General features: G+C 66.0%; 12 protein-coding genes, 1 tRNA gene and 1 pseudogene. 11 read left to right on the top strand and 3 right to left on the bottom strand.

All coding sequences use genetic code 11. The annotated features are described in order from the left end of the window. The first annotated feature begins 38 nt into the window (after positions 1 to 38). Genes A5784_RS14775 through A5784_RS14785 form a run of 3 tightly spaced genes read left to right on the top strand, consistent with a single transcriptional unit; the run spans position 39 to position 3,136 of the window. Positions 39 to 1,265: an Nramp family divalent metal transporter gene (locus A5784_RS14775; protein ID WP_064945664.1), complete on the top strand. Its 1,227-nt coding sequence runs from the start codon at positions 39 to 41 to the stop codon at positions 1,263 to 1,265. Continuing rightward, positions 1,266 to 2,327 carry a poly-gamma-glutamate hydrolase family protein gene (locus A5784_RS14780; protein WP_064945665.1) on the top strand — a complete coding sequence of 354 codons (1,062 nt, stop codon included), beginning with the start codon at positions 1,266 to 1,268 and terminating at the stop codon, positions 2,325 to 2,327. Continuing rightward, positions 2,324 to 3,136 carry an LLM class F420-dependent oxidoreductase gene (locus A5784_RS14785; protein WP_064945666.1) on the top strand — a complete coding sequence of 271 codons (813 nt, stop codon included), beginning with the start codon at positions 2,324 to 2,326 and terminating at the stop codon, positions 3,134 to 3,136. Before A5784_RS14780 ends, A5784_RS14785 begins: the two co-directional genes overlap by 4 nt. Here A5784_RS14785 and A5784_RS14790 read toward each other — a convergent pair. After that, positions 3,117 to 4,382, bottom strand: coding sequence for an APC family permease (locus A5784_RS14790; protein WP_064945667.1), 1,266 nt, complete (start codon positions 4,380 to 4,382; stop codon positions 3,117 to 3,119). The two genes, A5784_RS14785 and A5784_RS14790, sit on opposite strands and share 20 nt — an antisense overlap. A gap of 49 nt (positions 4,383 to 4,431) precedes the next feature. Further along, on the bottom strand, positions 4,432 to 4,977 hold the full coding sequence (locus A5784_RS14795; protein ID WP_064945668.1) for a hypothetical protein: 546 nt from the start codon (positions 4,975 to 4,977) through the stop codon (positions 4,432 to 4,434). 286 nt (positions 4,978 to 5,263) lie between these two features. On the opposite strand from A5784_RS14795, the gene A5784_RS14800 reads away from it, so the two are divergent. Continuing rightward, on the top strand, positions 5,264 to 5,848 hold the full coding sequence (locus A5784_RS14800) for an Rv1733c family protein (protein ID WP_064945669.1): 585 nt from the start codon (positions 5,264 to 5,266) through the stop codon (positions 5,846 to 5,848). A gap of 33 nt (positions 5,849 to 5,881) precedes the next feature. Here A5784_RS14800 and A5784_RS14805 read toward each other — a convergent pair whose 3' ends face one another. Then, positions 5,882 to 6,775: a universal stress protein gene (locus A5784_RS14805; RefSeq protein ID WP_082944856.1), complete on the bottom strand. Its 894-nt coding sequence runs from the start codon at positions 6,773 to 6,775 to the stop codon at positions 5,882 to 5,884. 418 nt (positions 6,776 to 7,193) lie between these two features. Between A5784_RS14805 and A5784_RS14810 the strand changes: the two genes are divergently transcribed. The 7 genes and pseudogenes from A5784_RS14810 to A5784_RS14835 all read left to right on the top strand — a co-directional run bounded on the left by A5784_RS14810 (position 7,194) and on the right by A5784_RS14835 (position 14,277). After that, positions 7,194 to 9,404 carry a hypothetical protein gene (locus A5784_RS14810; protein ID WP_156750574.1) on the top strand — a complete coding sequence of 737 codons (2,211 nt, stop codon included), beginning with the start codon at positions 7,194 to 7,196 and terminating at the stop codon, positions 9,402 to 9,404. Between the two features lie 113 nt (positions 9,405 to 9,517). Further along, a tRNA-Arg gene (locus A5784_RS14815) sits at positions 9,518 to 9,590 on the top strand. A gap of 274 nt (positions 9,591 to 9,864) precedes the next feature. Further along, positions 9,865 to 11,055: an RtcB family protein gene (locus tag A5784_RS14820; protein WP_064945670.1), complete on the top strand. Its 1,191-nt coding sequence runs from the start codon at positions 9,865 to 9,867 to the stop codon at positions 11,053 to 11,055. Between the two features lie 4 nt (positions 11,056 to 11,059). Beyond that, a pseudogene (locus A5784_RS39950) lies at positions 11,060 to 11,441 on the top strand (class I SAM-dependent methyltransferase). Between the two features lie 540 nt (positions 11,442 to 11,981). Beyond that, complete coding sequence (locus A5784_RS14825; RefSeq protein ID WP_064945671.1) at positions 11,982 to 12,542, top strand: hypothetical protein; 561 nt, start codon at positions 11,982 to 11,984, stop codon at positions 12,540 to 12,542. A 200-nt stretch (positions 12,543 to 12,742) separates the two neighbouring features. Beyond that, positions 12,743 to 12,967 (top strand): hypothetical protein, encoded by a 225-nt coding sequence (locus A5784_RS14830; RefSeq protein WP_064945672.1) that lies wholly within the window; start codon positions 12,743 to 12,745, stop codon positions 12,965 to 12,967. Between the two features lie 80 nt (positions 12,968 to 13,047). Then, positions 13,048 to 14,277, top strand: a complete 1,230-nt coding sequence (locus tag A5784_RS14835; RefSeq protein ID WP_064945673.1) for an acetyl-CoA acetyltransferase — start codon at positions 13,048 to 13,050, stop codon at positions 14,275 to 14,277. Positions 14,278 to 14,279 lie beyond the last annotated feature (2 nt).

Raw genomic sequence — 14,279 nt, forward strand, 5'->3', positions numbered from 1 at the left:
TTTCCTATTCGAGATACCGGATTGGAAGCTGGGGTCAGTTGCTGCAGGACATCACGGCACGTAAGCGGTCGAGTTGGTTGCTGCTTGGACCTGCGTTCGTCGCTGCGATCGCCTACGTCGACCCGGGGAATGTCGCTGCCAACATCAGCGCGGGCTCGCAGTTCGGCTACCTGCTGGTGTGGGTGATCGTTCTGGCAAATGTCATGGCAGGCCTGGTGCAGTACCTGTCGGCCAAGCTCGGGCTGGTCACGGGCCGCTCGCTGCCCGAGACCGTCGCCGACCACACGCAGAACCGCGGGCGCATCGCGTACTGGCTCCAAGCCGAACTCGTCGCCGTCGCAACCGATATCGCCGAGGTGGTGGGTGGCGCGATCGCCCTGCAACTGTTGTTCAAGTTGCCGCTGCTGATCGGCGGGGCGGTCACCGGCGGCGTATCGCTGCTGCTGCTGGCGGTACAGGACCGGCGCGGTCAGGGCATGTTCGAGCGGGTCATCACCGGCATGCTGCTGGTGATCGCCATCGGATTCTTGACCAGCCTGTTCGTCGAGACACCGCCGCCGGGCGCGGTCGCAGACGGCCTGATCCCGCGCTTCCACGGTGTCGAGAGTCTTCTGCTGGCCACCGCCATGCTGGGCGCGACGGTCATGCCGCACGCCGTCTATCTGCACTCCGGATTGGCCCGCGACCGCCACGGCCACCCCGAGGCCGGTGAACGCCGACGTCTGCTGCTGCGCATGACCCGATTCGACGTCGGGCTCGCCATGATGGTGGCCGGCGCGGTGAACCTCGCCATGCTGCTGGTCGCCGCGACCAACCTGCAGGGACGCAACGACACCGATTCGATCGAGGGCGCCCACGCCGCCGTGCAGGACGCCCTGGGCCCGACGGTAGCGCTGCTGTTCGCGATCGGACTGCTCGCCTCCGGGCTCGCCTCCACCTCAGTCGGGGCGTATGCCGGCGCGATGATCATGCAGGGCCTGCTGCGACGCCACTATCCGTTACTGCTGCGACGGTTGATCACTCTCATCCCCGCGCTGGCCGTGCTGGCCATCGGCGTCGACCCCAGCCGTGCGCTGGTGCTCTCGCAGGTGGTCCTGTCGTTCGGCATACCGTTCGCACTGATCCCGCTGATCCGCTTCACCAGCGACAAAGCGCTGATGGGCGACGACACCAACCACCGAGTGACCACCATGCTGGGCTGGGCGGTCGCGGCAACCATTACCGTGCTGAACGTGGTTCTGATTTATCTGACCGTCACAGGCTGAATGCGGCACCTGTACTTCGCCTACGGCTCCAATCTGTGCGTGTCACAGATGGCCACCCGCTGCCCGGGCGCGATCGACCCGCGCCCGGCCCGCCTCGACGGGCACGACTGGCTGATCAACGAACGCGGGGTCGCCACAGTGGAACCGTTCGACGGGTCCGAGGTGCACGGCGTGCTGTGGCGGGTGACCGACCGCGATCTGGCCGTGTTGGACAGCGCCGAGGGAGTGCCGGTGCGCTACCGGCGAGACCGGCTCACGGTGCACACCGTCGACGGCCCCACGTCGGCGTGGGTGTACATCGACCACCGCGTCAATCCCGGACCGCCGCGTCCCGGATATCTCGAGCGCATCATCGCCGGCGCCATCCATCACGAACTTCCCAAGCACTGGGTCAAGTTCCTGCGGCGCTGGGATCCGGCGGGCTGGCCGCAGCCTGCCTCGTTGACGAATATCCCTGAACCGCAGTCGCTTTCGGCACTGCTGGAGACTCCCGGGGTCGACGAGCACAGTGAGCTGCGGTCCCGCTTCGGGTTTCTGGCCATCCACGGCGGCGGGCTGGAGCAGATGACCGACGTGATCGCCGAGCGGGCCGCAGCCGCGGCGGCAGCGTCGGTGTATGTGGTGCGCCACCCTGACGGCTATCCGCACCACCTGCCCTCGGTTCGCTATCTCCCGAACGAATCTGCTTGTCTCACATCCTTTCTCGAACATGTCGACGCAGTGGTCTCACTGCACGGCTACGGCCGGATCGGGCGCAGCACCCAGATGCTCGCCGGCGGCTCCGACCGCGTTCTCGCCCGGCACGTGGCAAGCCACATCGTCATCCCCGGCTACCAGGTGATCACCGACTTGGCGGCAATCCCTCGCGAACTGCGGGGCCTGCATCCCGACAATCCGGTGAATCGGGTGCGGGGCGTGCAACTTGAACTGCCGCCGCGGGTGCGTGGCCTGAGCCCGCGCAGTCCACTGCCGGCCCACGACGGGATCTCACCGGTGACGGCCGCACTCATCGACGGCCTTGCCGCCGCAGCGCGCAATTGGCGGTTACCCTCGGGCGAGTGACCCGCAACTTCCGCTTCGGCGTCAGCCTGCGTACCGCCAAGACTCACAGCCAGGTCGCCGATTCCGCCCGCCGCGCCGAGGATCAGGGCTTCGACATCCTTCACGTACCCGACCACCTCGGCGCACCAGCCCCGTTCCCCGCCCTGATGACCGCTGCCAACGCGACCAGCACTCTGCGGGTGGGGACCTTCGTGTTCAACGCGTGCTTCTACAAGCCGGCCCTGCTGGCCCGCGACATCGAGGCGCTGCGTGACCTGTCCGGAGGACGGTTCGACGCCGGACTCGGGGCCGGTTACGTGCGCGAGGAGTTCGAGGCCGCCGAGTTGCCGTTCCCCACTGCGCGAGAACGGGTCGACTACCTGCGGCACATGACGACCTATGTCACCGAGCATGTGCCCGACGTGCCGATCCTGATCGCAGGCAACGGTGACCGGCTGCTGACGGTGGCCGCCGAGACCGCCGACATCGTCGGCCTCACGGGCGGCTCACACGTCGACGGAGCGCTCAAGGAACGAATCGACTTCGTGCGCAACGCAGCTGGGCCCCGCTTCGACGACCTCGAACTCAACATCGCCATCACCGCGATGCCCGCGGCCGGATCCGAACTACCCGATCTGAGCATGCCCCGCCGCTTCCTTCCCGACCTCACCGACGAGCAGCTGCTACGCCATCCCGGCGTGCTGTCGGGGTCGATCACCGCGATCGCCGACCGGCTGCGGGACCTCCGCGAAACCTATGGAGTCAGCTACTTCATCGTGCAGGCAGCCCACGCCGAACAGTTCGCGAAGGTCATCGCTGAGCTGAGGTGAGTCGCAGGCGGACACCGTAGACCGATGCGCCGACGGCCAGCACCGCGAGCCCGGCCAGCACCGACACCAACGGTAAGGCGAACGCGACCACGACGCAGCCGATCAGGCCGACGACGGGTATGAGCCGCGGCGGCCGCCCCTCGGCCCGCGTAAGCGTCCACGCCGAGGCGTTGGCCACGGCGTAATAGACCAGCACCGCGAACGACGAAAATCCGATCGCACCGCGGATGTCGACCGTGGCGGCGAGGACGGCGACCACCACGCCGACGGCCAACTCAGCCCGGTGCGGTACCTCGAACCGCGGATGCACGGCGGCCAGCGCGGCGGGCAGATGACGGTCGCGGGCCATCGCCAACGTCGTGCGCGACACGCCCAGGATTAGCGCGAGCAGCGACCCCACCGCCGCCACCACCGCCCCGACCCGCACCACCGGCGTCAACCACCCGGCACCGGCGGTCTGCACGATCTCGGCCAGCGGCGCGGCGGACTGCGCCAGCCGATGCGGGCCGAGCACACCCAGCGCGGCAACCGCGACCAGTGCGTAGACCACCAGCGTGATCGCCAACGCGATCGGGATGGCCCGCGGGATGGTGCGGGCCGGGTCACGCACCTCCTCGCCCAATGTCGCGATGCGCGCGTAGCCGGCAAACGCGAAGAACAAGAGCCCCGCAGCCTGCAGGATGCCGGCGGGCGATCCGGCCGAGGGCACCCACCCCGACACCTCGAAGTCCTTGCTACCGAACGCGGTTACCACCACCGCGGCCAATACCGCCAAGACCACGGCGACGATCACCCGGGTCAGCCACGCCGACTTCTGCACACCCACGTAGTTCACCGCGGTCAACGCCACCACGGCGGCGACCGCCACCGCGTGCGCGTGTGCGGGCCAGGCATAGAACCCCACCGTCAACGCCATCGCAGCGCACGATGCGGTCTTGCCGACGACAAATCCCCAGCCGGCCAGGTAACCCCAGAACGGACCTAGCCGCCGCCGCCCGTAGACGTAGGTGCCTCCTGAGGCCGGATACAGCGCGGCCAAGCGTGCCGACGATGTGGCGTTGCAGTATGCGACCACTGCGGCCAGCGCGAGCCCGACCAACAATGCTGCCCCAGCCGCCCGTGCAGCGGGGGCCAAGGCAACGAAGATCCCCGCCCCGATCATCGAGCCCAGCCCGATGACCACCGCATCGAACACGCCCAACTGCCGGCGCAGTCCCGCGGTTGCGGGCTTCGACCTATCGGACATTCACGATCCAGACGCGTACGGAGCAGTCACGGACACGTCTATACACCCCTCAGGAGAACAGCGGGAGCCGCCAGAGCGGCTGCCCGTGGTCGAGCATCCACAACCGCCGGGCATTCACCCGCACCAAACTCACTGACCCGGCGATGAGCACGACGGCCAGCGCACCGCCGAGCACCGCTGTCAACACCGACGCGAACATGTCGCCGGGGCCCGCCGTCGTGACGTCGAACCATGCGTCGCACAACAGCAGGACGCCTGTCGTGAAGGCCGGAAACACCAGCACTTGACGGTGCATCCAGGTCAGGATCGCGGTCGCCGCCATGAAGAAAACCAGCACGCTGTCGAATCCCACCCACGTCAACGGCCAATCCCGCACGGTGTAGTTCTGGGGCAATGTCACCGACAGATAGACGATCCACGGGATCATGAAGATCGCGCCGCCGGTCATCAGGCCCAGATGCGCTTGCTTGAGCCTCGCAGGCAATCCGCGCGGTTTGAGCTCCTCGAGCGGACGTTCGAGGCGTTGAATCAGCTCACGCCGCTGCGCCGCCGTCAGCTCGGCGATCTGCGTATCGGTCAGGATCTCATCTGTCATCGCCGTTGCCCGTTTGCCACTCAACCCATCTGGCTGGGCATCCGAACCGACGCCCAGTGTCCCCACACTAACCACAGCCGTCGCGGCCCACGCCGAATTGCGCCCAACCAGGCATGTCACAGCTAACGAGATCGCCTGCCGCAGAATCGCTCTGGCACAGTGGGAACCAGGCGTCGCGATGGCCGCCGTCCCGGAAGCTGGGACTTTCGACTCTGTTGTCCGGGCCGGGATCGGCGCACTGTGGATTGTGTCGGGTGGCTGCCGACTGGGTATACGAGGAGGGATCATGGAGACCTTCACGCTCAACGCCGGAACCTGGATCCGCCGGCTCGCGACCCACGGCCCGCTGGTTCGCACGAGCGATCGAATCGAGGCCGCCGTCGGCTTTCTTGTACTGGTCTTGGTACTCCTCGCCATGCCCATCGCCGGGGCGCTCGGCACGACGGCCTATGACACTCGCGTGCATGAGTACGCCGCTCAACGGCTCGCCACCCACCGCGTCGACGCGGTGACCACGGACGCCAGTTCGCCGAGCAAGATGCGTTATCAAGAAGGCTTCGCGACGCCGGTCCAGTGGCAGTTCGCAGGCAAGCACCACACCGACACCGTCCGAACACCGGTGAGGTTGACACCCGGCGACCACAAGTCCGTTTGGGTCGACGGCGCAGGTAATCGGACCGTCGCTCCCCCGACCGACCGCGACGCGGCGATCGACGCGGCAAGTATCGCGGTCGTGTCATGGCTGGCAGTCGCCGGAGCCGGCGCCGCGGTGCTCGTCGTGGTGCACAGCCGGGTCAACCGGCGCCGCTACGCCGGCTGGGACCGCGAACTCGAGGACCTCGCCGACAACGGGCGGACGAATCGCAGCTGAGGGCTGATCCAGTCATGAGTCCGACTGCCGTTCTCATTTGCGAGCAACGATCACCGGAATACAAACCTCTTGTGCCACTGTGGCACTCACCGAGCCGAGGACCATGCCGACGAACCCTCCACGGCCGTGGCTACCTACGACGACCAACTGCGCCCGCTCGGCCAGCTCAACCAGATGAAGTGCGGGATTGTCGTACTCGACCAGACGGTCGACGTTGACGTCGGGATAGCGTTCCTGGTAGCCCGCCAAGCTCTCTGCCAAATTCTTCTCCGCAACTCGCCGCAGGGCCGACCATTCCAGACTTGGGATCGACGACATGTCGGCGTCGCTCCAGACGTGCAGGGCCACTAGATCCACACCTCGCAACGAGGCTTCCTCGAACGCGATGAGTAGCGCCGCCTGGGACGCCCAGGAGTCATCAACGCCCACCAGCACCGGCAACCGCTCAGAGCGTGCCGGTTGAAACTCATCGTGGATCAGGGCGACAGGGCAGTGCGCGTGATGGAGCACCCCCGCACTCACCGAACCGAGGAGGCGACGATGCCGTCCCGTGCGACCGCGGCATGCCACCACAATCATTTCGGAGTCCTTGGAGAGGTCGGTCAAGGCGGCGATCGGCGATCCGAAATAGTGCTCGCTGCTGACCTTGAGCCGCTCGCCGCCGGAGCAGGACTCCGCCGTCTTCACGGCGTCCACCACGATGGCGCGAGTCTCGTTCTCCTCGATTTCCAGCACCTCTTCCGGGATTCTCCCGGCAGGCCATGCCAACACCGATGCGGTAACCGGCAAAGCGGCCTCGACGTGGACCACGGTCAGCGGAACATTGCGCATCACGGCCTCATGCGCGGCCCAGCGCACTGCGGCCACCGCCGACGAGGACCCATCTACCCCGACGACCACTCCGCGATGTGGAATGCGTTTGGACATGGCAGGTCCTCCTCGCTCGGTCCCCTGCCTGACGTTAGGCAACCGGTACCCGCGACGGCTGGAGGATTTGGTCCCCGCCGGTGGTGGCCATTCGGCCTCACAACGGCCGCGACAGCCGGAGCGCGTTCCGCGAACACGAAGCGGCAAGCCGCTTTCGGCAATCGAAAATGTTGCGAGTCTGATCACATCGGCGCACGTCGAACAACTTCCTGTGCGTCCCTATGTGCGGGCTGTGGATCTATGAGAATGTTCCCCCGGAACTGGCGCAGGGAGCCGCTCGTCGTAGAATTTTAGTTGCGCTTAGTACTTGCAGCGGCCCCCATGTCCCCGCCGCAAATCAACAGCCATTTCAAAATAGGAAATCGCGCGGTCGGGAGCGACGCGATGCGGCCAGTTGGCCGTAGTTGAGGAGGTCGACATGTCGACTCTCAGTCCCCTGCCACTGCGGGAGGATGTCCTGCCACCGGCCGAGCCGACACCGCGGTGGCGCAGACTGGTCCCCCGCTCGCGGAGGGGCAAAACCGCCGTGGCCGGCGGGGTGTCCGTGCTGCTCGTCGCAGGCCTGCTGGGCGCGAGCTACGAGACGTCACCCGGTGGAACGTTGTGGGGTGTCGAGAAGACGATTTTTCCCGCGCACGCGCAAGACGTTGCTCTCACCGCCGTCGTGAACGATCTCAAGAACGCCCAGGACATTCTCGGCAGCGGACAGCAGCCCACACCCGATCAGCTGACCCAGGCCCGCACGTATCTCAATCAGGCCAAGCAGGACTTGGACTATCTGTCGCCATCACCGCAGCGGACCAACTTGCAAAACCTCTATTTGCAACTGACGCAACAACTTCTGCAGTACACGCCCGACTCGGCACAACAACTGCCCCCGCTCCCTGCACCACCTGGGGCACCTCAGGCCGCCGCCGATCCGGGCAGCCTGCCGCAGTCAGCCGATGTCGCGTTGACCGGCGCGTCCGCGCCCACCTGGGGCTATCCGATCACCGATCAGGCAGGCACCGTCGCGCCCGACGACTACGGCCCGCCGCCGCTCGGCGTCCCGGACGCCCCCGCGGCCGACTGGCCACAGCCTTACGCCCCTCCGCTCACCCCGAACCTTCAGGACCTGGGTTACTACGACCAGTCGTGGGGACCGCTCTACGGTTACGACCCCACTGATTGGTACAACTACAACCTCGGCGGTTACAACCAGTACGGCTACGACTTCCTCGGCTTCGACCGGTGGGGATACGACCGCTGGGGCTACGACCGCTGGGGGTATGACCGCTGGGGATACAACTGGGCCGGCTACAACTGGGGCGGGTACGACCGCGACGGCTGGGACCGCGACGGCTGCAACGAGTGGGGCCAACACCGCGGCCACCCCGGTGACCCGCGCGATGTGGACTGGTACAACCGTCACCACCCGTACGCGCAGTACTACCAATGGCGGTTCCGCCACGACGACCCCGTGTACCACCGCACTCAGTGGGACCAGGAACACGGATTCAACCCGTATCTGTACCAGAACTGGAACATGAACCGGGACTGGCACAATCCGCGTAACCGCGACTGGGCGCCGACCGCCCCCGTGATCAATGCCGTCAACTCCGTCACCAACGTCAACATCCACGCGTCCGCACCTGTCGTCAACCTGAATGCCTCACTGACACAGTTCATCTCCAATGACAAGGTGACGACCACGTCCGGGACGCTGATGAAGGACCTGGCGAACAAATCGGCCCGCGACTTCACCAAAGAACTAAGCCCGCGGATCAACACCTCGGTCACGTCGCTGCCCCCGTCGACGGCGGAGAAAATACTCGCCACGCCCGCTGCTGATCACCAATCATTCTTCGCGCCACCGGCATTGACTGCCCCGGCTCCGACAGCACCGCCGTCGAAGGTGGCGCCCGGGTTCACCGCACCCAAGCTTGCGCCGGTACCCGCCTTCACGCCGCCGACGGTCAAATCGCAAGGAAAGCCGACACCGGCCAACGTGGCACCAGGAGCCGACCCCGGTCTGGCGGCCATCCCACCGAAGGCCGGCTCGCCGAACCCTGACGCGCAGATCCCTGCTGTCATACCGCCGGCCGAGCCGAAACCTGCAAGCCCACCCGCAGGTCCGGTACCCGACAACCAAGCGATTCCCGTTCCGCAGGCCCCGCCGTCAGCGGCACCTGTACCGGAAGGTCCGGCACACCCGGTAGCGCCCGTCCCGCAGGAGCCACGACAGCAGCAGGCAGCACCGGAACCACCCGTGCAGCATGATGCGCCGGTTCCGCAGTGGCAGGCGCCGACTCCGGCTCCCGAGGCGCCGGCTCCCGAGGCGCCGGTCCGGCAGAAGCCCATTCGCCAGGCACCTGTTCCCGAAGTACCGGCCGAGCAGAAGCCGGTTCAGCAGGCGCCAGTGGAGGAAGCCCCCGCTCCACAGCGGCCTGTCTGGCAGGCGCCCCCGGTACACGAGGCCCCGCCCGTCCAACAGGCACCGCCGGTACACCAGGCACCGCCGGTATATGAGGCACCGCCTGTTCACGAGGCGCCGCCACCGCCGCCTCCGCGCCCCGCTCCGGAACCCCGGCAGGCGCCGGCCCAGCGGGCACCTGCGCCTGCGTGCACACCCCCGTTCTGCACGAGGTGACGACTGCTGGTCACGTGCCGGCCCTGGGTCAGAGTCCCCCGATTCCACTGATCCAGGGCCGGCCGACTAGCATGAGGCGTTCCTCTGGTTCGCGCCTGCCTCGGTAGGTCCCGGCCCCCGTAGCTCAGGGGATAGAGCACGGCTCTCCTAAAGCCGGTGTCGCAGGTTCGAATCCTGCCGGGGGCACTCTGCGCCGAGCGTGAGTAGCTTCAACCACAGCTGTCACACTGGCACCTGAAAACCTTTGGGTATGTGACCTAGAAACCCGCTATCGCCGGTGGTATCAGATTTTTTGATACCACCAGTGGTAGCGCATTTTCTGGTCGGTGTGTGCTTCGAGATTCGCGACACGCCCGGGGGCGGGTCAGCGACGTCTTGACGTCAGGATCCAGCCGCGCGTGGGTCTTTCGCCGGACATGAGGAGCGAATTTCAGTCGACAGGTACGGGACAATCGATGCCATGCACCAGATCGACGGCCTCAAGCTGCTCAACTTCGCCTCGCACATCGATGACAACACCATCGAGCAGGCGAAAGAGACTGCGGCGATGCCGTTTGTGCATCCACACGTCGCGCTGATGCCCGATGCTCACAGCGGCAAGGGTTCGGCCGTCGGCACCGTCATCCCGACAATCGACGCCGTCATCCCGGCCGCGGTCGGCGTCGACATCGGGTGCGGCATGATCGCGGCCCGCACCGTTTACGCCGAATCCGATTTGGCGGGACGCAACCTCGCTGAGCTCCGTGAGGCGATCGAGCAAGCCATTCCGTTGTCTCCGGGCAACTACAACGCCAACATCGACCGCTTCGAATTCACCCGCGATCGGCTGGCCGACCTCGAAGCGAGCGCCCATGCCGAGAACGTCGACCTGTCGCACTCGCCGAAGTGGCGTGAGCAGCTCGGATCACTCGGCGGCGGTAACCATTTCATCGAGCTCTGCCTGGACGAGCAGCAGCGCGTGTGGATGTTCCTGCATTCGGGTTCGCGCGGTGTCGGCAACAAGATCGCGCAGAAGCACATCAAGATTGCGCAGAGACTGTGCAAGAGCTGGTGGATCGAGCTACCGAACCCCGATCTTGCCTACCTGCCGCAGTCGACGCCCGAATTCTCCTGCTACATCAGGGAATTGCATTGGGCGCAGCGGTTCGCGCTGGAGAATCGCGCCGAGATGATGGACCGGTTCCGCACGGTGCTCGCGACGTGGATGGGCGCCGACGCCGAGGATGCCGCGGACATCGAGGTGGATCGAGTGAATTGCCACCACAACTACACGCAGAAGGAACAGCATGGCGGGCGCGATGTGTGGCTGACCCGCAAGGGTGCCGTCGACGCTCACGAAGGTGTGCGGGCGGTGATCCCGGGCTCGATGGGGACCCGCTCATACATCGTGCGCGGCAAGGGAAATGCCGCAGGACTGTGCTCGGCGCCGCACGGCGCCGGCCGCAGGTTCTCCCGCACCGAGGCACGTCGCCGCTTCACCGCGGACGATCTCGCCGCGCGGATGCAGGGCATCGAATACCGCCATGGCGCCGAATGGGTCGACGAGATCCCCGATGCCTACAAGGACATCGACCAGGTGATGGCCGACGCCGCCGACCTCGTGGAGGTGGAACACCAACTGCGCCAAGTCCTCAACGTGAAGGGCACGTGAACGGGTGCGTGACCGCCACGATCGATGGAATCACAACACGCAGTACTACGACGACGTGTTGTCAGCAGTCCCACCCGGAACCCAAACCGCGCTCGACGTAGGCACCGGGGACGGGCTGCTGGCCGCACGCCTGCGCACAGAGATTCCCGAAGTCACCGGGATCGATACCGACGCCGAGGTCATCGATCGCCCACCACCTTCCCGACCTCGCGAGCAGCCTGGCACGTCTGGCCGATCTGACCGCCCCGGGCGGAGCCCCGGTGGTGATGCGGTTCCCCCACACCTACGACGAGGTCAGGCAGATCGCCGCCGAGACCCTGCCCGGCATGCAGTGCCGGCGACTTCCACTCTGGCGCTACGCGATCACGTGGCGCAAGGCGCGCTAGCACCACCGCCGCATCCGAATCACACGCGTGTAATTCATCCCCAGTGTGGATAGCGCCTGTGGATAGCTTCATCCTGCCCGCGTGCACCGACACGCGGACCGCGGGAGAACGATTCCCGGTGCCGGGACACCCGCTTCACATCCGGGCTACCAGGCGTAACGCAGACCTCTTTGGATGACACGGCTACCAGAATTACCCGCCCCACCGATCAGCCATTTCCGGCAGTGGTAGCGTCCGCCTATCTGTTGTGTGTGGCGAGGGGCACTAAATGGCAGGTCTTATAGTCGACGGTGCGGGTTTGCATGCGAGTGCGGCAAGCAGTGCAGAAATTGCGGACAGACTTGCCGCGAGCGCGGAGGGCGGCCCACGTCTCGGCGGCCAGCCCAGCCATGCAGGGGTGTCCCAGTTCGGCGCGGCCGTCGCATCGGTCCGGATCCGCCAGTCGGCGCGCATGAGCACCCACCACACAGCAATGCGGACAGCAGCGATCCGCTACACCGACGCCGACGATGAAGGTGCCGGTTCGATTGCCAGGACGGTATGAGCCCGGCCGCTTCTCCGGAACCGGTTCTCCCGTCCCGTTCACAGATCGAGAACTGGGACACGTCTCATCTAGAGGCGGCAGCAAACCGGTGGCGCACGTCTGCCAGCGAGTCGGACACGCTGTTCGCCCAGCACCGCCTCAACGTCGCGACGCCGGCAGGTGACGAGTGGGAGGGCGCAGCCAAGGACGCCGCGCTGGACCGGGTCACCGCTGATGCGGCGGTGGTCCGCAACCATGCGGACGTCATCGTGGAGGCGGCCGACATCGCCGAGAACGGCATGGTCGACATCCACGCGGCTCAACAAAAAGTCCTCGAAGCAATCGCGGAGGCCGAAGCAGACGGATTCAAGGTCAACGACGACCTCTCCGTGCGCGACACCCGGCGTGCCGACCTCTCAAACATGGCCGCCCGCCACACGGCGGCCCGCGTGTACGCCGAAGATATCCGCTGGAACGCCGAACGGCTGGTCGCAGCCGACACCTTTGTCAGCGAGCGCCTTCAGGCCAAGGCCGGCGAGCTCGACGACATCAAGTTCGACGACGAGCAACACAACTGATCGCCTCTGTCACGCCACGCGCGTCGGGAATTCGTCAATGCAAACGTTGACAGCGCGATAACCAGTGAAGTTCCTGTGAGAGCAAAGTCATTGGCGCTCTTCATCAAACCCGCTGGTGAGGAATTTCTTGAGGTGTACTAAGGTTCTTCAAAGACGGGGGTCTTGAGCTCGTACAGGCAATACAAACCCGGAGGTGGGGAATGATTTCGAAACTGACGCGGGCCGCTGTGATCGGGCTGGGCGCACTGGTGGTGCCGGTTGGCATCTCCGTTGCAGGTGCGGCACCGGCTTCGGCCGGCCCGGACGTGTGTGTGAGCGGGCCGTTCGGCTACGCCTACGCGTGCGTCGACACTCCCGGCTGGGGTCGATGGGACGACGGGCCACGCTGGCGCGGCCACGGTCACGGTCACGGCTGGGACGACTGAGTCGATTTAACCGGAGGTTGGACAAACAACCTCCGGTCAAATCGGCCCAGTCACTCTCTTAGTTGTAGTAGCCTCGCGCCATGGAAAACGTCTGGATTCTGGGCGGATACCAGAGTGACTTTGCCCGCAATTTCTCGCGCGAGGAGCTCGACTTCGCAGATCTGACTTGCGAAGTCGTCGACAACACCCTGGCCGCGGCGAAAATCACGGCTGCTGACATCGGCGTCGTGCACGTCGCGAACGCGTTCGGCGAGCTGTTCGCTCGGCAAGCCCATCTCGGAGCGATGCCCGCCACCGTGCACGAAGGCTTGTGGGCCACCCCGGCATCACGCCATGAAGCGGCCTGCGCGTCGGGCAGCGTCGCCACCCTGGCCGCCATGGCCGATCTGCGTTCAGGGGCCTATGAGAGCGCGCTGGTGATCGGGGTGGAACTGGAAAAGACCGTGCCCGGCGAGGTGGCCGCGCGGCACCTGGGCACGGCCGCCTGGACCGACCACGAGGGCACCGAGGCGACATACCTGTGGCCATCGATGTTCTCCAGGGTGGCCGACGAGTACGACCGCCGCTACGGCCTGCTCACCGCCCATCTGGATGCCATCGCCGCCCTGAACTTCGGCAACGCCCGGGCCAATCCGAATGCCCAGACCCGCAATTGGACGGTCCCGGACCTGACTGCCGACGACGAACGCACCAATCCCCTTGTGGAAGGCCGGATTCGGCGCTTCGACTGCAGCCAGATGACCGACGGCGGAGCCGGTGTGGTGCTCGGCACCGACAGCTTCCTGCGTGAACATCCCCGTGCCCGCCCCCTTGCTCGCATCGCAGGCTGGGGCCATCGCACCGTGGGTCTGGGATTGCAGCAGAAATTCGACCGCGCAGGCGAATCCACCGACGGCAGCCCCTACCTGCTGCCCCACGTCCGCAACGCTGTGCAGGACGCATTCGACCGGGCGCACGTCACGCTCGACGACGTCGACGGATTCGAAGTGCACGACTGTTTCACCCCCAGTGAGTATCTGGCCATCGACCACATCGGGCTCACCGGGCCGGGCGAATCGTGGAAGGCCATCGAGAACGGGGAGATCGAAATCGGTGGGCGATTGCCGATCAACCCGAGCGGCGGTTTGATCGGAGGCGGTCACCCGGTCGGGGCTTCAGGGGTCCGCATGTTGCTGGACGCAGCCAAACAAGTCAGCGGAAGGGCAGGCGGTTATCAGGTGGAGGGCGCAAACACGTTCGGCACGTTGAACTTCGGCGGTAGCACCGCTACCACGGTCAGCTTCGTCGTGGCAGGGGGTACGGCCGCGTGACC

The sequence above is a fragment of the Mycobacterium sp. 852013-50091_SCH5140682 genome, assembly GCF_001665685.1.
In the GTDB taxonomy this organism is placed as follows: domain Bacteria; phylum Actinomycetota; class Actinomycetes; order Mycobacteriales; family Mycobacteriaceae; genus Mycobacterium.